General features: G+C 66.6%; 14 protein-coding genes. 3 read left to right on the forward strand and 11 right to left on the reverse strand.

Going from position 1 to position 17,976, the window contains the following annotated elements; all coding sequences use genetic code 11:
- Positions 1 to 45: 45 nt before the first annotated feature.
- The 7 genes from J2X70_RS09045 to J2X70_RS09075 all read right to left on the reverse strand — a co-directional run bounded on the left by J2X70_RS09045 (position 46) and on the right by J2X70_RS09075 (position 7,827).
- Positions 46 to 918: a hypothetical protein gene (locus J2X70_RS09045; protein ID WP_309910006.1), complete on the reverse strand. Its 873-nt coding sequence runs from the start codon at positions 916 to 918 to the stop codon at positions 46 to 48.
- A 67-nt stretch (positions 919 to 985) separates the two neighbouring features.
- Positions 986 to 2,692, reverse strand: a complete 1,707-nt coding sequence (dld, locus tag J2X70_RS09050) for a D-lactate dehydrogenase (protein ID WP_309910008.1) — start codon at positions 2,690 to 2,692, stop codon at positions 986 to 988.
- Positions 2,689 to 3,828, reverse strand: coding sequence for an FMN-dependent L-lactate dehydrogenase LldD (lldD, locus tag J2X70_RS09055; RefSeq protein ID WP_309910010.1), 1,140 nt, complete (start codon positions 3,826 to 3,828; stop codon positions 2,689 to 2,691). Before lldD ends, dld begins: the two co-directional genes overlap by 4 nt.
- A gap of 4 nt (positions 3,829 to 3,832) precedes the next feature.
- On the reverse strand, positions 3,833 to 4,597 hold the full coding sequence (gene lldR, locus J2X70_RS09060; protein ID WP_032975263.1) for a transcriptional regulator LldR: 765 nt from the start codon (positions 4,595 to 4,597) through the stop codon (positions 3,833 to 3,835).
- Positions 4,598 to 4,650: 53 nt separating this feature from the next.
- A complete protein-coding gene (gene lldP, locus J2X70_RS09065) occupies positions 4,651 to 6,309 on the reverse strand; it encodes an L-lactate permease (protein WP_025878506.1) in 1,659 nt (552 codons plus the stop codon).
- Between the two features lie 177 nt (positions 6,310 to 6,486).
- The gene (locus J2X70_RS09070) at positions 6,487 to 6,936 is read right to left on the reverse strand and encodes an MgtC/SapB family protein (RefSeq protein WP_032975262.1); all 450 of its coding nucleotides are present in this window, start codon (positions 6,934 to 6,936) and stop codon (positions 6,487 to 6,489) included.
- A 132-nt stretch (positions 6,937 to 7,068) separates the two neighbouring features.
- On the reverse strand, positions 7,069 to 7,827 hold the full coding sequence (locus tag J2X70_RS09075; RefSeq protein ID WP_025878504.1) for an SDR family NAD(P)-dependent oxidoreductase: 759 nt from the start codon (positions 7,825 to 7,827) through the stop codon (positions 7,069 to 7,071).
- A 128-nt stretch (positions 7,828 to 7,955) separates the two neighbouring features.
- On the opposite strand from J2X70_RS09075, the gene J2X70_RS09080 reads away from it, so the two are divergent.
- Both J2X70_RS09080 and J2X70_RS09085 read left to right on the forward strand, forming a co-directional pair.
- Positions 7,956 to 8,288: a hypothetical protein gene (locus J2X70_RS09080; protein WP_025878503.1), complete on the forward strand. Its 333-nt coding sequence runs from the start codon at positions 7,956 to 7,958 to the stop codon at positions 8,286 to 8,288.
- 91 nt (positions 8,289 to 8,379) lie between these two features.
- Positions 8,380 to 9,333 (forward strand): AraC family transcriptional regulator, encoded by a 954-nt coding sequence (locus J2X70_RS09085; RefSeq protein WP_025878502.1) that lies wholly within the window; start codon positions 8,380 to 8,382, stop codon positions 9,331 to 9,333.
- Between the two features lie 759 nt (positions 9,334 to 10,092).
- On the opposite strand, the gene J2X70_RS09090 is transcribed toward J2X70_RS09085, so the two are convergent.
- The 3 genes from J2X70_RS09090 to J2X70_RS09100 all read right to left on the reverse strand — a co-directional run bounded on the left by J2X70_RS09090 (position 10,093) and on the right by J2X70_RS09100 (position 13,950).
- Positions 10,093 to 12,003, reverse strand: coding sequence for a CocE/NonD family hydrolase (locus J2X70_RS09090; RefSeq protein ID WP_025878501.1), 1,911 nt, complete (start codon positions 12,001 to 12,003; stop codon positions 10,093 to 10,095).
- Between the two features lie 202 nt (positions 12,004 to 12,205).
- Entirely contained in the window at positions 12,206 to 12,592 is a 387-nt protein-coding gene (locus tag J2X70_RS09095; protein WP_309910013.1) for a DUF4440 domain-containing protein, read from the reverse strand.
- Positions 12,592 to 13,950, reverse strand: coding sequence for an MFS transporter (locus J2X70_RS09100; RefSeq protein ID WP_309910015.1), 1,359 nt, complete (start codon positions 13,948 to 13,950; stop codon positions 12,592 to 12,594). The genes J2X70_RS09095 and J2X70_RS09100 overlap by 1 nt, the downstream gene beginning before the upstream one ends.
- 104 nt (positions 13,951 to 14,054) lie before the next feature.
- Here J2X70_RS09100 and J2X70_RS09105 point away from each other — a divergent pair, with 104 nt between their 5' ends.
- Positions 14,055 to 14,960, forward strand: a complete 906-nt coding sequence (locus J2X70_RS09105) for a LysR family transcriptional regulator (RefSeq protein WP_032975257.1) — start codon at positions 14,055 to 14,057, stop codon at positions 14,958 to 14,960.
- A gap of 147 nt (positions 14,961 to 15,107) precedes the next feature.
- Here J2X70_RS09105 and J2X70_RS09110 read toward each other — a convergent pair whose 3' ends face one another.
- A complete protein-coding gene (locus J2X70_RS09110; RefSeq protein WP_132824855.1) occupies positions 15,108 to 17,903 on the reverse strand; it encodes a glycoside hydrolase family 3 C-terminal domain-containing protein in 2,796 nt (931 codons plus the stop codon).
- Between the last annotated feature and the right edge of the window lie 73 nt (positions 17,904 to 17,976).

Below are 17,976 nucleotides of genomic sequence, written 5' to 3' on the forward strand. Positions count from 1 at the left end.
GTCACGGCCGTTGCGCAGAGCCGGGCATGCGTCCGGCTCCATGGCTCAGGGCTCGGTGTAGGCCGAGCACTCCGGCAGCGGCTGGTCCGGCTGGTACGCCCCTGACGTGAAGCGGAAGATGCGCGTGTAGCTGCATTGCGCATCCTGTTCGGTGCGCAGGTCCTTCTTCGTCAACCGCCCCTTGGCCAGCGAATCCCGCTGCGGTGATACCCCGGCCGGATAGTTGGTGGCCCCGGTCTGGTAGCGCAGTACGGGCATGTCCTGCGCTTCGGCTGCCAGCGCAAGTTCCGCATCGAAGCTGTACTCGTCATGGCAGGCGCCGGCACGCTGATCAAAATCGCGCTCGCTGAAACAGGCCCGGATCATCTTGTTGGCCGACCACGCAACGGACAGCACGTCGGCGTCCACCTGGATGCCATCGTCAAGATGACGGATGCGCGCCAGGTGCAGGGTCGATGCGCTGGCACCGCCGCCGGAATACATCGCACGGGCCTCCACCAGACCGCCGACGAGCACGTTCTGCAATGCGGCCTGTTGTGGATCGGCTACGGCCTGGCCTGCCCCGGCGCCGGGAGCCAGGCGCACGATGAAGGGCCAGACCCGCAGGTCGCCATCGTCAACCACGTCGATGGGCACGTAGCGCATCTGCGGCTCGCCTTCAGCATCCGCGCGCTCGGCAACTTCCAGCGAGGCCGGCTGGTCTTCGCCCGCTGAAGGCAGCGCCTGCACGCACCACTGGCCATCAGCAGTGCAGTAGCGCTCCGGGCCGTCCGGCCCCTGCCCGCCCTGCAGCAGCAGCGTCTCCAGCCGGTTGCCTGCCGCGTCCCGTTGAACGGGCGCAACGTCCGCCGCTGCAGGCAACGACGATGCCAGCAGCAGTACAGACAGCACCGCGTAAGCCATGCGCGTGGAAACCATGATCATCCTGTGCGCAGCGGCACGTCCTTGCGAGAGACCGATGGTAGCGCAGGCACCACGCTGCGGCTCAATGCCCGTCGCAGTCGCAGCTGCCCCAGCCCCTCGCCTTCGACGTCTGGCCGATGCCGGGGTTGAAGGTATTGCTCGGGTCCAGCGTGCGGTAGAAGCCGGCCAGCGCTGGCTTGGCCGGATACAAGTGGCCGACGTTGTGCTCGGCCGGGTACTCCGCTCCGCGCTGGTCCAGCAACGCCCACATCGCATGCTCGATGGCCATCGGATCTTCACCCTTGCGCGCGATGTAGTCCTGGTGGAACACATGGCACAGGAAATGGCCGTAGTACAGTTTGTGCAGCAGGCGCCCATCGATATCGGCCGGCAGCTGCTCGAACCAGTCGGCGTCATCGCGGCGCAGCGCGATGTCCAGCGCGACGATGTCCTGCACCTGCCGGCGATGCACTTCGCGGTAGCGCACCGCCGCACCGGCCACCGCGAAACGATGCAGGAAGGCCTTGCGTCCTTCGTCCGCCGTGCAATGGAAGTAGCCGCCTTCGTGGTCGTTGAAGAAGCCGCGCAGCCAGGCCTCGGTGGCAGCCGCATCCTGTGCGGACACTTTCAGCAGCAGATGATGCTCGTAACGCTGGCGGAACTCACCCATGCGCTTGGGCAGGTGCGATGGCAACAGGCCGGTCAGCGCCTGCATCATCCGGTCGGTGACACCGCGCAGGCCCAGCCGTTCGAACCAGCCATCAACCCGGCTCTTCAGTGCGAATGCGGCCGGAACGCGCGCGGTACCGAGCTTGTCGATCAGCAGGAAACTGTCCTTGCCGTAGCGCTCGCCGATGTCATAGGCATCCCGGTGGATGTACTCGCCGGCGATGGGCAGGCGCTCGAAGCCGGTCAGCAGCTGGCGGCGGATCGCGGTCAGGCTGTCGGTGCGGTTGCTGCCGATATAGAAGACCTCGGCGGCCTCCTTCTCGAAGGTATCCAGGCGCACGGCGAACACCGCCAGCTTGCCGGCAGATCCGGCCGCCTCGAAATGGCGGCTGGGGTCGGCGTTGAAGCGTGCCGGGGTATCGGCATCGACCTTGCGCACTTCCTCGGCATAACGCGGATCGGAGGCGGCACGGCCATCACCGTCGCTGACATCGGCAGCGCTGTAGTCACCGCTCTGCAGGCGTTGCAGGATCTGCTCGGGCGTGTCGCCCAGCGCGATGCCCAGATGGTTGACCAGTTGCAGTTCACCCCGCGCGTCGACCTGCGCATACAGCGCCAGTTCGGTATAGGCCGGGCCACGGCGCACCAGCGCGCCACCGGAGTTGTTGCAGATGCCGCCCAGCACCGAGGCGCCGATGCACGACGAGCCGATCACCGAGTGCGGCTCGCGGCCCAGTGGCGCCAGCGTCTGCTCCAGCCGGTCCAGCGTCGCGCCGGGCAGGCACAGCACCTGGCGGCCTTCATTCAACAGCTGGATGCCGGTCAGGCGCAGGGTGCTGACCAGCACGATCGGCCGGCCGTAGTCATCGCCGTCCGGGGTCGAGCCACCGGTCAGGCCGGTATTGGCCGCCTGCAGGATGATGGCTGCCCCGCCCTGCACCGCCGCCTGCAACACACGCCACAGTTCCAGCAGCGTGCCCGGGCGCACCACCGCCAGTACCGGGCCATCACCGAAGCGATAGCCGCGACGGAAGCGACGGGTGGCCTTGTCGCCGGTCAGTACGTGGCGGTCCCCCACCGCGGCACGCAACTGTTCCAGCACCGTATCGCGATCACTCATGGCAGGCGCACCAGCGAATCACGGCCGATGTCGGCAATGCGATGCGCGCCGGTCAGGGTCATCGCCACGCGCATTTCCTTGGCGATCAGGTCCAGCAGGTTGGCCACGCCGGCCTCGCCCTGCGCGGCAAGAGCGTAGACGAACGCGCGGCCCAGCAGCACGGTGTCGGCGCCCAGCGCCAGCATGCGCACCACGTCCAGGCCGGTGCGGATGCCCGAATCGGCGAGGATCTTCAGGTCACCCTGCACGGCGTCGGCGATGGCCGGCAACGCCCGTGCGGTGGACAGCACGCCGTCGAGCTGGCGGCCGCCATGGTTGGAGACCACGATGCCATCGGCGCCGAACGCGACCGCATCACGCGCATCGTCCGGGTCGAGGATGCCCTTGATCACCATCGGGCCTTTCCAGAACTCACGGATCCACTCCAGGTCCTTCCACGAAATGGACGGATCGAAGTTGCTGCCCAGCCAGCCGATGTAGTCCTCCAGGCCCGTTGGGTTGCCACGGTAGGTGGAGATGTTGCCGAGGTCATGCGGGCGTCCGCGCAGGCCCACGTCCCACGCCCAGCACGGATGGGTGATGGCCTGGCCGATGCGGCGCATTGCAGCGTTCGGACCACTCATGCCCGAGTGTGCGTCGCGATAGCGCGCGCCCGGCACCGGCATGTCGACAGTGAATACCAGGGTGCTTACACCGGCCGCCTGCGCGCGCTCCAGCGCATTGCGCATGAAACCGCGATCGCGCAGCACGTACAGCTGGAACCACATCGGGCGCTGGATCGCCGGGGCGACTTCTTCGATCGGGCACACCGACACCGTGGAAAGCGTGAACGGAATGCCGCGGCTGTCGGCTGCACGCGCGGCCTGCACTTCGCCGCGACGGGCATACATGCCGGTCAGGCCGACCGGTGCCAGTGCCACCGGCATCGCCAGTTTCTCGCCGAACAGCTCGGTTTCCAGGCTCAGGTCGGACATGTTGCGCAGGACGCGCTGGCGCAGCGCGATGTCGGACAGATCGGATACGTTGCGCTTCAGCGTGTGCTCGGCATACGCGCCACCATCGATGTAGTGGAACAGGAACGGCGGCAGCCGGCGTTCGGCTGCGGCACGGTAATCGGTGGAGGCGGAGATGATCATGGAGTCAACCGTGTGGGGAAGGTAGACGCGAAGCCCGCGCACGCCGGGCTTCGTTGTCATCGAGGGTGCGCAGCGTGGTGTGCACGAACTCGAGGTGGGCATGCGCGGCGGCGCGCGCACGTTCGGGGTCGCCGGCCAGCACCGCATCCATCATTTCGCGATGCTGGTCGGACAGCGGCGAGAAGGTCCTGGCCGAGGTGTAGAGCTTTTCGCGACTCTGCGAGATATTGGTCTGCAGCAGTTCGAACAGGCCGCGCATCACCTGCAGCAATACCAGGTTGTGCGAGGCCTCGGCGATGGACAGGTGGAAGGCCGCATCGGCCTGCGCCTCACCGGCGGGGTCGTCCTTGCCATGCGCATCCATCATGGTCTGGAACGCCTGGGCGATGCGCGCGCGGTCCTCGTCGGTGGCTCGCAGCGCAGCGTGCCAGGCCGTGGCGCCTTCCAGCGCGTGGCGGATTTCCAGCACATCGAAGCGGTATTCCGGGTCCCCCTGGAACAGCGGCAGGTACGGCACCAGCGGTTCATCCAGCGCCTGCCGCGCACGTGCGGCGGGCTCGCTCACGTAAGTGCCACCGCCTACCCGCGCGGTCAGCAGACCATGGCTGGACAACTGCGCGATGGCCTCGCGCAGCGCGGTGCGCGAGACCCCCAGCTGAACGGCCAACGTGCGCTCGGCCGGCAGCCTGTCGCCCGGCTGCAACTGCTGTTCCTGCACCAGCGCACGCAGCTGCGCGGCCACCTTGTCCGAAACCCGTTGTGTGCTCATGGCGCCATTGTGGCCCGAAGCACGCCGCTGTTGGTCGGCCTGTACTGCATGGCTCAGGGAATCATCCAGGTCAACCAGTAGGCCTGGGCCAAGGTGATCAGGCCGACCATCGTGGTGAAGATCAGGCTGTGCTTGACGGTGAAGCGGAACAGGTCCGACTCCTTGCCGGCCAGGCCCACCGCCGCGCAGGCAATGGCAATGGACTGCGGCGAGATCATCTTGCCGGTGACGCCGCCGGTGGTGTTGGCCGCTACCAGCAGCACGTCGGACACGCCGATCTGCTGGGCGGTGGTCGCCTGCAGCGCCGAGAACAGTGCATTGGACGAGGTATCCGAACCGGTCAGGAACACGCCCAGCCAGCCCAGGAACGGCGAGAAGAACGGGAACGCCTTGCCGGTGTGCGCCAGTGCCAGCGCCAGCGTTGCCGACAGCCCCGAATAGTTGGCGATGAAGGCGAACGCCAGCACCATGCCGATCGAAAAGATCGGCATGCGCAGTTCGCGCACGGTTTCAGCGAAGGTCTGCAGCGCCGAGCGCGCCGGCATGCGCAGGGCGATGATCGCAATGATTGCGGCAAGGATGATCGAGGTACCCGTGGCCGAGAACCAGTCGAACTTGTACACCGCCTCATAGCTCAGCGGCGCATCGACGATCGGCGGCATCTTCTGCACCATCTGGTCCAGGCCCGGCACCGGAATCTTCAGTACCCAGCCTTCAAGCGGGCCACCGGCTGCGAACAGCGACTTGAACGGCTTGATGCTCCACACGGTGACCATCGCAGTGAGGATCAGGAACGGCGACCACGCCTTGGCGATCTGGCCGACGCTGTGGCGCGGCGCCTCCATTGCCTGTGCGGCCGCCTCAGCGCTGGTTTCGGTATCGAAGCGGAAGATCCGTACCGGCTTCCAGCGGCGCAGGAACAGGGTCAGGCAGACCAGCGACGCCAGCGAGGCGGTGATGTCCGGCAGTTCCGGGCCGATGAAGTTGGAGGTCAGGTACTGGGCGATGGCGAACGAACCGCCTGCCACCAGCACCGCCGGCCAGGTTTCCTTGATGCCGCGCCAGCCGTCCATGATCGCCATGATCCAGAACAGCACGATGACAGTCAGGAACGGCAGCTGGCGGCCGGCCATCTGGCCGATCTCGAATGCATCCAGGCCGGTCACCTGCCCCGCCACGATGATCGGGATGCCCATCGCGCCGAACGCCACCGGCGCGGTGTTGACGATCAGGCACAGGCCGGCCGCATACAGCGGCTTGAAGCCCAGCCCGACCAGCAGCGCGGCGGTGATCGCCACCGGCGCACCGAACCCGGCTGCACCTTCCAGGAAGGCGCCGAAGGCAAAGCCGACCATCAGCATCTGCAATCGCTGGTCCTCGGTGACCGACAGGATCGAGGCACGGATGATGTCGAACTGGCCGGTCTTGACCGAAACCTTGTACAGGAACACCGCGCCGATGATGATCCAGGCGATCGGCCACAGGCCATAGACGAAGCCAAAGCCGGCCGCGCCCAGCGCCTGCGCCACCGGCATGCGATAGAACAGCAGCGCCACGGCAAGGGCGATGGCCACCGTGATGGTGCCGGCGATCCAGCCCTTCATGCGCAGCACGGCCAGGGCGATGAAGAAGAAGGCGATCGGCAGCAGCGCGATCAGGCTCGACAACCACAGGTTGCCGGCGGGGTCGTACACGTGTTGCCAGGGCTGCATAGGGCTCTCGACAGGAACAGGGGGTTCCCCACCGGGTGGGGGCGTCGGGCCCGTCATATATTGGTCGTACCACATTGACCAACAATCGGACCACAGGCGCGAATTGAACCTCCAATCCTGCCGAAAGCCTATTAGACCATAGGGCTATGCGAAATTATTGGTCGTACCATTTAGCTATTACAACTTCTTTTCCACCCGCCGTATCAACGCCAGCACCAGCACGCACAGTACGCTGACACCGAGCGCGATCACGTACTTGCCGATGCCCACGGCAATACCGATGGCCGCGGCCATCACCAGCGAACTGGCGGTGGTGAGCCCGCTGACCTGGTCTTCGCGATTGCCGCGCAGGATGGTGCCGGCGGCAACGAAGCCCACGCAGGCCACCACCGCTTCGATCAATCGCACCGGGTCGACCTGCAGCAGATCGCGGTAGCGTTCCTGCTGGAAGTGTTCGGCCACCGAATCACCGAGGCCGACGATCAGCGCAGCGGCACCGGCAATCAGCATGTGCGTGCGCAGGCCGGCAGCGTGCTTGCCCATCTCACGTTCAACGCCCAGCACGCCGCCAAAGACCATGGCGGCGGCAACGCGCAGCAGAATGGACATGTCCTGGGTAAGTTCCATGGGGAGGCTCCGGAAGTTTCCCGGAGCGTTGCCCGGCGGCCGTGGGACGGGGGTGAAGGCGATGGCACGCCCTCTTCACCGGGCGATGCCGCCTTGTTCCATGCAACGGGAGTTGCCGGCCAGCGGCCGGCACTACTGCGCCAGATAACCACCGTCGATGGCGTAGTAGGCACCCGTCGCGAACGAGGCATCGTCGCTGGCCAGCCAGGCGACCAGCGCGGCCACTTCCTGCGGCGTTCCCAAACGCTTGAGTGCATGCCGGCCCTCCAGCGTGGCACGCACTTTGGCGTCCATCTTTTCCAGCAACGGCGTGTTGATGAAGCCCGGGCCCACCGCATTGATGCGGATGCCATCGGCAGCGTGCTCCCATGCAGCCGTCTGGGTCAGGCCGACCACGCCGTGCTTGGCCGCCGCGTAGGCGGTCGAACCGGCATACCCGACCTGGCCCAGGATGGAGGCCATGTTGATGATGCTGCCGCCGCTGCCCGCCGTGCGCATCGCCTGGATCTGCGCCCGCTGGCACAGGAACACGCTGGTCAGGTTCACATCGACCACGCGCTTCCAGCCATCAATGGGATAGTCGCCGCTGCTTGCCGCTGGCCCGCCGATGCCAGCGTTATTCACTGCAACATGCACGCCGCCCAGTTCCTTCACCGTGCGCTGCACCGCCGCTTCCACCGCCGCCTCGTCGGTGACATCCAACGCGACACCGATGGCCTCGGCACCCTGGTTGCGCAGCGTGGCCACCGTGGCATCCACCGCATCCTGCTTCAGGTCCCACACCGAAATGCGCGCGCCCGATGCAGCTAGCGTTTCCGCTACCGCCAGGCCGATACCGGATACACCGCCGGTGACGATCGCGGTTTTTCCGTTGAGTCGGTAATCAATCATCTGTGGTCTCCATCTGTTGGGAAATCGATGCGGACAGAACCGTCCGACCTCACCGACACTACGCCCTTCTTCGTGACGAAAGCGCTGCATGCGTGATACTTGCGCGCTTGCCCGCCACCTGAGCTCCCATGCGTACAGCCTGCGTTCCACTTTCTGCCGATGCCGAACGGCGGCTGGATACCGATTCCTGCCTGCCTGGCGATCTGTACGAAGTGATGCTCAGCGATGCCACGGTCGATCTGCTGTTCGACAGCGGCTTCCTCACTACCCTCAATACGCGGTTCGGCCTGCTCTTTGACCACTACGAAGACGAATCGATCACCCGTCCCGAGCAGTTACAGTACGCACGCGCATTGCTGCGCGATCTTCAACTTGGCCGTAAATGCCAATCGATTGACCCGTTGGATATCGCATTCGGGCTGGCATTGGAGAAAATGACAGGAATCTATTTCCAACTCTGAAAGCGCAGGACCGATCCGCGCTGCAGGTGCACGATGGAACGTGCGGGCACATCGTCGCCGGCACCCATCATCCATGGTTGAGCGCCGAGCGATGTCCCGATATTTCACGTTTGCCGATTACCGCCGTTTTGGCCAGCGACACGGCTATGACTACCGTGCCGATCCAAGCCACCTGCGCGAAGAACAGTGGGCCGGTCACGGCGACCTGCACGAACAGACCCTGCGCGGCGGCATGAGCCTGCTCGCATCGGATGTGCACAACCGCATCGCCTACACCGCCACAGCGCACGAACGGCCCGGCCTGGTCATCCGCGTGATGCTGCAGGGCCAGGTCGACGTGCAGGTTCCCAACCGCAGTGACTTCAGCCTGCGCGCAGGCACCGCAGTGACCACCAGCCACCGCGACCATGTGGCAATGGTCGGCGTCCATCCGGGCAATATGCGCCTGCGTGGCATCAGCCTGATGGTGCCAGCCGATCTGGACCCGGACCTGCTGCGGCAACCGCAATTGCAGCGGGCATTGGGTTCACACATGGAATGCAGGCACTGGGCCATTCCGCACGCGATGCTGCCGCCTCTCGCGCAGCTGTTCGACAGCCCCTGGCAGGACGGCCTGGACGCGCTGTGGCGCGAGGGCATTGCCCTGCAGTTGCTGTCCACCGGCCTGCAGGCCGATGATCTGCACGCCGAAGGTGCGCGTGCGCTGCGCAGTGGCCAGCGGGCGCGGCTGGAACGCGTACGGACGTTCCTGCACGACGACCCTGGCCATGCGCACAGCCTGCTGGAACTTGCCCAACTGGCCTGCATGAGCCCCAGCGCCCTGCGCCGGCACTTCGTCCAGGCGTATGGCTGCTCGGTGTTCGACTACCTGCACGAACAACGCATGCGACATGCCGAGCAGGGCCTTCGCGAATCCGGCTGGAGCGTGGAACAGGCGGCGGCGGAAACCGGCTATCGGCATCCCAGCAACTTCGCTGCCGCATTCCGCAAGCGCTTCGGGCTGGTGCCCAGCCGCTGGCGCACCGGCCCTTCGAAGGTTGGTTGAAGCGCATCTGCCCGGGCAGGTGTCGACCTTGGTCGACACGCTTTCGCACCACCGCGTTGCCGGCCAGCGGCCGGCACTACCCCATCAGTCCTGCAGGCGATCTGTTCCGGTAGGTGTCGACCTTGGTCGACACGCTTTCGCACCATCGCGTTGCCGGCCAGCGGCCGGCACTACCCCATCAGTCCTTCAGGCGATCTGTTCCGGTAGGTGTCGACCTTGGTCGACACGCTTTCGCACCATCGCGTTGCCGGCCAGCGGCCGGCACTACCCCATCGGTCCTGCAGGCGATCTGTTCACGTTTTCGCACCACCGCGTTGCCGGCCAGTGGCCGGCACTACCCCGTCCGTCCTGCAGGCGATCTGTCCGGTAGGTGTCGACCTTGGTCGACACGCTTTCGCACCACCGGGTTGCCGGCCAGCGGCCGGCACTACCCCGTCGGTCCTTCAGGCGATCTGTTCCGGTAGGTGTCGACCTTGGTCGACACGCTTTCGCGCCACCGGGTTGCCGGCCAGCGGCCGGCACTACCCCGTCGGTCCTGCAGGCGATCTGTTCCGGTAGGTGTCGACCTTGGTCGACACGCCTTCGCACTACCGCGTTGCCGGCCAGCGGCCGGCACTACCCCGTCGGTCCTGCAAGCGATCTGTTCACGCTTTCGCACCATCGCGTTGCCGGCCAGCGGCCGGCACTACCACACCCGGCGCTACCGACATCGCGCGACCGGGATAGCGCCGGGCCGTGCCCGGCGTCATCCCCTCCGTCTCAGTACACCGGCAGTTCGATGTAACTGGCCTGCGCGGCGCTGTGCCATACCCGCTGCGTCGCCTTCTGGTAGTCACCCGGCTTGGCCAGGTAGATGTTCGGCACGTAGGTCTGTGGGTTGCGGTCGTACAGCGGGAACAGGCTGGACTGCACCTGCACCATCACCCGGTGGCCCTTCTGGAAGGTGTGGTTGGCATTGGGCAGGTCGAAACGGTACGGCAGCACCTGGTTGGCCGCCAATGCCTTGGGGTCGCTGAAGCTCTCGCGGTAGCGGCCACGGAAGATCGCCAGCGACACCGGCAGCTCATAGCCGCCCATCTCCGGCGTCGATGCTTCCTGGTCGGGATACACGTCGATCAGCTTCACCACCCAGTCGCTGTCGGTGCCACTGGTGGACGCCTGCAGGTTCACCACCGGCGTACCTCCGATGCGCAGCGGTGCGGTCAACGGCTCGGTGATGAAGGTCAGCACGTCGGGGCGGCCATCGACGAAGCGCTGATCCTTGACCAGCCAGGTCGTCCACATGTCGCGGTCGCCAAAGCGCACCGGACGCGGTACGAACGGCACCGGCTTGGACGGATCAGACACGTATTCCTCGAAGTCGCCCTCGCCCGCCGCCGGCGCCTGGAACGCCAGCTTGCCACCGGCACGCAGGTACAGCGGCTTGCTGTTTGCCGCGCACGCCTTCTCGCAGCTGCGCGGCCAGCCCTGCAGGCGGTCCCAATGGTTTTCACCGGTGTTGTACACCAGCACTGGTGGCGTATCGGCCTTCGGCGCGCCATCCACCAGATACTGATCGAAGAACGGCTTGAGCACGTCGCGGCGGAACTGCAGCGCGGTATCGCCATCGAATTTCAGCGCCCCAAGCTGGCTGCCGTCATAGTTCACCTGGCTGTGCCGCCACGGGCCCATCACCAGGTAGTTGTGGGTGTTGCCGGTATCGCGCCCTTCCATCGCCTGGTAGGCGTGGTTGGCACCCCACATGTCTTCCTGGTCCCATAGGCCCTGCAGCCACATGGTCGGCACCTTCAGCGGCGTCTTCGCCATCACCGCATCCAGCGCCTGGCCCTGCCAGAACGCATCGTATGCGGGGTGCTGTACCAGCTTTTTCCACCAGGTCAGCTGGTCCACGCCGGTAAAGCGGGCGTAGTCACCGGCCGAGCCGATGCGCAGGAAAGTGCTGTAATCGTCGTAGCCCAGCGACGGCAGCGGCGTGCCCTTGCCACGCTTCTCGGTCTGCATCGCGAAGTAGTTGAAATTGACCTGACGGAAGGCGCCGTAGTTGAGCCAGTCGTCACCCATCCAGCCATCGACCATCGGGCTCTGCGGCGCGGCCACCTTCAGTGCGGGGTGCGGATCGGTCAGCGCCATCACCACGGTGAAGCCTTCGTACGACGAGCCGAGCATGCCGACCTTGCCGTTGGTCTCCGGCACATGCTTGACCAGCCAATCGATGGTGTCCCACGCATCGGTGGAATGATCGACCTTGGTACCGTTCAGTGGCCCACGCAGCGGCCGGGTCATCACGTAATCGCCTTCGGAGCCGTACTTGCCACGGATGTCCTGGAACACGCGGATGTAGCCGCCATCCACAAACACTTCATCGCCCTGCGGCAGCAGATCGCGCATGCGCGGCGAATCGCTGCGGCTGGCGCGGCCGGCGGCGTCGTACGGTGTGCGGGTCAGCAGGATCGGTGCATTGTGGGCACCCTTGGGCACCACGATCACCGTGTACAGCTTGGTGCCATCACGCATCGGCACCATCACCACGCGCTTGTCGTAGTCGCGGCCCACATCGGGGGCGACGAAGGGTTTTCCGCTGATGTCCGGGGTCATCGGCGGCGTGTCGGCGGCCAGCACGGCGCTGGACAGGCTCAGGGCTACGGCAACAGCAACGGCACGCACACGCATGGACATCACCTCCCGGCAGGAAAGGCCCCAGCCTACTCCCGTAGCCCCCGGCAAAGCGTGTGCCTGCTTTGCATTCTGCGGCGTTTACAGGCAGGACTGATGGCACATGTGCGGTCTGCTGCCGCCGCGCTCACCGGGCATGGCCCGTTGCTACCCGTTCACGACCAACCACGGTAGCGCCGGGCCATGCCCGGCGGATCCATCACGCCACCGGTACTTCATGCAGGGCCAGCCAGCGCCAGTGCCCTCCTTCCTGCCGCAGCACTGCCAGCGATTCCCGCCACGCGGTTTCTCCCGCACCCACTGCATGTCCCTCGCGATAACGCAGCATCGCCAGCGGCGACGGCGCTTCCACCGCCTGCACGGCCTCGATGGCGATCCGCAGTCCCGGCCGGGCGCCGTGTCCGCCCACGAACAGCGCCTGCACGGCAGCGCGGTCCAACCTGCGACCGGAGATGCCGACCATGCTGAAGTCCGCGCAGAAATGTTCCATCAGATCAGCCAGTGCATCGGCCGCGACCTCTGCGCGGAACCAGGCCTGCAGCTTGTCGTGCAGAAAGTGGATTTCGTGTTCGGCGTTCATGTCCATCAAGCAGTCTCCGGAGTGGAAAGGGAATGCAGCTGCGACCGGCGCAGCAGCGCCAGCGGCAACAGGGTGAGTACGGCCGCCAGGCCCAACGCCACGCCGGTGGCATGCGCCGGCCACCACTGCATGGCCAAGGCCAGCAGCAGAGCAATGGCGGCGGTACCCAGGCAGAAGCTGAGCTGGCGGTTGAGGTTCCACAGCGCACTGGCATCGCCCAGCGCCTCGGCGTCCACACCATGGAACGCCAACGTCTGCGCGGTGCTACTGCACAGGCTGCCGCCAGCGCCCATCAGGGCGAACAGCGTTGCGGCCAGCGTGAAGGGGGGCTGCGATTGCAGCGCCATCAGCAGCAGACCGCTGGCCTGCAGGACCATGCCCAGCCGCAGCACCGAGCCCGGCCCGAAGCGCGCCAGCAAGCGTCGGCTGCCGGTGATTGCCAGTGCCGAGGCCAGCGCCCACGGCAACATCAAGGCGCCGATCTGCGCGGCGCTGTAACCGGCGTGGTTCAACTGCAGGGTACTGGCCAGCTGGCTGCCGATGAACACACCCGGCACCGCCAGATAGACCAGCATTGCCATGCGCAGGCCTCGATGGGACAGCAGCGACCAGCGCAGCAGCGGCTGCGGCTGCCGGCGTGCATTATGCAGGTGGGCGGCGGCCAGCACTGCTGCCAGCAGCAGCAACCCTGCGCCGGCGAAGCGATGATCGGGCTCACCCAGCCAGGTCAATGCCAGCAGCAACGCGCCCAGCGCAGACATGGCGGTGGCCAGTGCATAGCCCTGCAGGCGTGGCGCACTGCGCAGGCCATCGGCCGGCATCCACGCCAGCACCAGGGCGATCGCCAGCACCGCCAGCGGCAGGCTGGCCCACAGCACGCCGCGCCAGGACAGCCACTGCACCAGCAGGCCGCCAAGAGCTGGTGCAAGTGCCGGCACCAGCAACGCCACCAGTAGGATGCGCCGGGTCAGCGCACCGCGTTGCTCAGGCGTGCACTGCCGGTACGCCGCCGCCTGCGCCACCGGAATCAGCAGCCCGCCAGCCAACCCCTGCAGCAGCCGCCAGCCCAGCAGCCAGCCGATGGACGGCGCGGCGCCGGCCAGGCCCGCAGCCACTGCGAACAGCAACAAGGCAGCCAGCAGCAGGCGACGCTCGCCGCAGCGCGCGGCCAGCCACGGGGCCAGCGGAATCACCACGCTAAGGCCCAGCATGTAGGCCGTGCCCACCCAGGCCAGGGTGCCGATGTCCGCATGCAGCTCGGCCGCCAGCGCCGGGTAGGCCACGGTGGCGATGAACATGTTGACCAGGTCCAGGGCGAACACCAGCAGGAAGATCGCCTCATGGCGCAGGCGTGGGGAAGGCATCAGCAGGCTCCGGCAGCGAAGGCGACAGCATCGCGGACCAGCGTTGTTGGAAAAACACGACGGCAGCTGCAACACTGTCAAACCTGTTTTGACAATCAGCCATCATGGTCAGCCTCGATCGCTTCGATATCTTCCGTGCCGTGGTCGAGGCCGGCAGCCTGACCGCCGCCGCCGAGCGCCTGGGCCTGAGCCGGGCCGTGGTCAGCTTCAACCTGAAGCGGTTGGAGCAGGAGCTGGGGGTAACCCTGCTGCTGCGCAGTACCCGCCACCTGGCGCTGACCGAGGCCGGCGAACAGTTCCTGCAGCACTGCGTGCAGGCACTGGATGCCGCGCAGGCCGCCATCGATGCCGCGCGCCGCGACCAGCATCAACTGCAGGGCGTACTGCGCCTGACCACCACCCCGGAGTACGCGCAGCTGCGGCTGATTCCAGCACTGGAGGCCTTCCGCGCGCAGCATCCAGCGCTGGCGCTGCATCTATCGACCTCGCCGGCACCGGCCGACCTGATTCCCGAGCGCTTCGACCTGGCGATCCGCCTCGGCCGCCTGCCCGATTCGCAACTGCATGCCACCGAGCTGGAACGTCACCCGCTGTGCGCGGTCGCCGCTCCGGCATTGCTGGCGCGCCTGGGGTCCGCCGAGGCGGTGGATGATCCGGTACTGCTGGGAACCCTGCCCCGCCTCGGCTATCCGCGCCTGGCCGATGTGCCGGTGGTCGCGCCGGATGGCAGCGATGCATTGTTCGCCACCAATCCGGGCAACGCGGTGATACGCGTGGATGGGGCGAGCAGCCTGCGCGCGTTCGCCGTGGCCGGTGCAGGAGTGACCGTGCTGCCACGCTGGCTGATCGAGGACGATCTCGCCCACGACCGCCTGCGGCCGGTGCTGCGCCAGCATCGTTTCCCGCAGCAGAGCGTGTACGCGGTGTACCCGCACAGCAGCCAGCCCTCGCCGAAGGTGCGGCAGCTGATCGATTTCCTGCGCGGGTGGTTTGGTGACGACGCCAGCTGAATCCTTCGCCCGCCGGGCATGGCCCGGCGCTACCGGGATGCCCGTAATCGGGTAGCGCCGGGCCATGCCCGGCGAGCGCAGCGGCACCCCGTAAACAGACACGGCCCCTTGCGGGGCCGTGTCTTCAACCATCAGTGCCGCAGCGGATCAGCGCAGCACCTGCTCCACCAGCTGCACGTCCACCGTCTGCAGCGGCTCGGCGGCGTTGCGCGACAACTGCACCTGGTAGGTGCCGCCGGCGATCTTCCACTGGCGTGCCTGCGCATCGTAATGCGCCAGGGTCTTCGGCTCGGCTTCGATGCGGATGCGGCGCTGTTCGCCCGGTTGCAGCTCGACCTTGTCGTAGCCGATCAGGCGGATCGGCGTGGCGCTGCCGGCCGGCAGCTTCAGGTACAGCTGGGCGACGTCGGCACCGGCGCGCTTGCCGGTGTTGCGGATGTCGACGCTGGCAACCAGGCGCGAACCCTCCACGCTCACCTTCAGGTTTTCATAGGCGAACGAGGTGTAGGACAGGCCGTGGCCGAAGGCGAAGGTCGGGGTCAGGCCCTTGGCCGCCATCCACTTGTAGCCGACGTTGGCGCCTTCGATATCGAAATCGAACACATCGCCGAACGGCTTGGCCGGCTTGAAGCCAAGGCCATCGATGTGCGGGCGCGGCAGCTGCGATTCGTCCACCACCCAGGTCACCGGCAGGCGGCCGGACGGATTGGCCTGGCCGGTCAGCAGTGCGGCAATGCCTTCACCGCCACGGATACCCGGGTACCAGGCCTGCAGCACCGCCGGCACCTGCGCCAGCCACGGCGTACGCACCGGGCCGTTGGTTTCCAGCACCAGCACGGTCTTCGGGTTGGCCTTGGCCACCGCCGAAATCAACGCATCCTGGTTGTCCGGCAGCTGCATGTCCGGCAGGTCCACCGATTCGGCCGCCCACTGGGTGGCGAACACGATGGCCACATCCGCCTGTGCAGCAGCCTTGGCCGCAGCGGCGGCATTGGTGCCGTCAACATAGGTGATGGTGGCATCCGGACGCGCGGCACGCAGCGATTCCAACGGCGAGGACGGATGGAATATCACCGGGCCCGGCCAGGTGGTCGGCAGCACGCCCGGCACCGCGTTGGTGCCCTTGGCCGTGACGCCCACCATCGACGAACCGCCGCCACCGATCACGCCCTTGTCGGCATGGCCACCGATGATGACGATGCGCTTGGCGCTGTCGGCCAGCGGCAGCAGGCTGCCTTCATTGCGCAGCAGCACGCTGCCTTCTTCCACCGTGCGCTGGGCCACGGCGAAACCGGCTTCAGCGTCGACCTTCTGGTGCTGCGGCGGGTTGTCGAAGTTGCCGTGCAGGAACATCGTGCGCAGGATGCGCGCGACCATGTCGTTCAGGCGCGCCTGCGGTACCACGCCGCCGTGCACGGCCAGGCGCAGCGGCTCATCGAAGAACACCGCCGCATCGAACACTTCACCGGCGGACTGCTGGTCCAGGCCGGCCAGCGCCGCCTTCGAACCGCTGTGCACGCCGCCCCAGTCGGACATCACGAAACCGGGGAATTTCCACTCCTGCTTCAGCACCTGGTTCATCAGGTAGCCGTTTTCGCAGCCGTAGGTACCGTTGATCTTGTTGTACGAGCACATCGCCACGCCCGGGCGGCCAGCTTCCAGCGCGATCTCGAACGCCAGCAGATCCGACTCGTGCATGGCCTGCTCGCCAATGCGCACGTCGTGGAAGTTGCGGCGGGTCTCCATGTCGTTCAGCGCAAAGTGCTTCATCGAGGAGATCACGTGCTGGCTCTGCACGCCCTGGATCACTGCGCCGACCATCGAACCGGCCAGCAGCGGGTCTTCACCAGCGTATTCGAAGTTGCGGCCGTTACGCGGGTCACGCTGCAGGTTGACGCTGCCGGACAGCAGGATGTTGAAGCGCTGCTGCCAGGCTTCGCGGCCCATCGTCGCGCCACCGGCAAAGGCAACACCGCGGTTCCAGGTGGACGCCGTGGACGGGCCCGACGGCATGGCGGTGGCGAAATCACCCGGGCGGATGCCACCGGGATTGGTCACGCCCACGCCGGCGTCGGCCGACTGCTGCGACGGAATGCCCAAGCGCGCTACGCCCGGCACGAAACCGGCCGAACCCACCGCACCTTCCGGCAGCTTGCCACCGTCCTTGCCCAGCCCGAAGTAGCTGTGCAGCATCTGGAACTTCTCGTCCTCGGTCATCGCCTTCAGCAGCAGCGCAGCGCGCGCATCGGCGGTGAGCGTGGTATCCATCCACGGCTGCTCGCCGCCCTTGTCAGCCGCATAGGCCAGGGTCAGCAGGGTTGCACGCAGCGCGCTGCCTTCAACCTTGAACGGCGCACTGCTGGCGGCCTGGAAGCCATCGCTGAAATAGCTGGCATCGGCCTCCAGGGCCACGCGTGCCGGATCGAAGCCGGCCGCTTTGGCCGATTCACCGGCCACCGCGCCGAGCAGCACCGCCGGCGCGCCCAGTCGCGAACGCGACACCAGTGCCGGCAACTGCGAAGCACCGGCGCCAGCGTCGGTGTACACCGCCACTGCATGGCGGCCGTCATCCAGGCGCAGGTAGTTCAGGCCCGGCTGGTCGGGGCCGGATTCGGCGGCGATCGGCAGCCGGGTCAACACGGCCTGGCCGTGCTGGGTCTGGCCGTCATCCTTGCCGGCGGCGATGAAGCGGTACTGGTAGCCCAGGCCATCGGCCAGCAGCTGCAGCGGATCGACCTGGCCGATGCCGCGCTGTACCTGGCGAACGCTGACCGCATCCACCTGCAGGGTCTTCAACTGGGCAGCCAGGGCCGGCATCGCGTCCGCGGTCGGCGCCTGTTCCAGTGTCAGCACGGTGAAGGCGGCGGAGTCGGCCCAGGCCGGGGTGGCCAGTGCGGCAGACAGGGCCAGGGACAGGGCGAGCGGCTTTGTAAACGTTTTCATCGGCGGGCGTAATTCCGTTGCCAAGGCAATCGGTCCAGGGAAAGTGCCGCCGAAGGGTGCAGCGTCATGCCGC

Source organism: Stenotrophomonas sp. 1337, assembly GCF_031455455.1.
In the GTDB taxonomy this organism is placed as follows: Bacteria; Pseudomonadota; Gammaproteobacteria; order Xanthomonadales; family Xanthomonadaceae; genus Stenotrophomonas; species Stenotrophomonas indicatrix.

Coding starts and splice junctions, on each gene's coding strand:
- J2X70_RS09045 (WP_309910006.1), bottom strand. CDS start 918: ATGGTTTCCACGCGCATGGCTTACGCGGTGCTGTCTGTACTGCTGCTG.
- dld (WP_309910008.1), bottom strand. CDS start 2,692: ATGAGTGATCGCGATACGGTGCTGGAACAGTTGCGTGCCGCGGTGGGG.
- lldD (WP_309910010.1), bottom strand. CDS start 3,828: ATGATCATCTCCGCCTCCACCGATTACCGTGCCGCAGCCGAACGCCGG.
- lldP (WP_025878506.1), bottom strand. CDS start 6,309: ATGCAGCCCTGGCAACACGTGTACGACCCCGCCGGCAACCTGTGGTTG.
- J2X70_RS09080 (WP_025878503.1), top strand. CDS start 7,956: ATGCGTACAGCCTGCGTTCCACTTTCTGCCGATGCCGAACGGCGGCTG.
- J2X70_RS09100 (WP_309910015.1), bottom strand. CDS start 13,950: ATGCCTTCCCCACGCCTGCGCCATGAGGCGATCTTCCTGCTGGTGTTC.
- J2X70_RS09075 (WP_025878504.1), bottom strand. CDS start 7,827: ATGATTGATTACCGACTCAACGGAAAAACCGCGATCGTCACCGGCGGT.
- J2X70_RS09110 (WP_132824855.1), bottom strand. CDS start 17,903: ATGAAAACGTTTACAAAGCCGCTCGCCCTGTCCCTGGCCCTGTCTGCC.
- J2X70_RS09085 (WP_025878502.1), top strand. CDS start 8,380: ATGTCCCGATATTTCACGTTTGCCGATTACCGCCGTTTTGGCCAGCGA.
- J2X70_RS09090 (WP_025878501.1), bottom strand. CDS start 12,003: ATGCGTGTGCGTGCCGTTGCTGTTGCCGTAGCCCTGAGCCTGTCCAGC.
- J2X70_RS09095 (WP_309910013.1), bottom strand. CDS start 12,592: ATGGACATGAACGCCGAACACGAAATCCACTTTCTGCACGACAAGCTG.
- J2X70_RS09070 (WP_032975262.1), bottom strand. CDS start 6,936: ATGGAACTTACCCAGGACATGTCCATTCTGCTGCGCGTTGCCGCCGCC.
- lldR (WP_032975263.1), bottom strand. CDS start 4,597: ATGAGCACACAACGGGTTTCGGACAAGGTGGCCGCGCAGCTGCGTGCG.
- J2X70_RS09105 (WP_032975257.1), top strand. CDS start 14,055: ATGGTCAGCCTCGATCGCTTCGATATCTTCCGTGCCGTGGTCGAGGCC.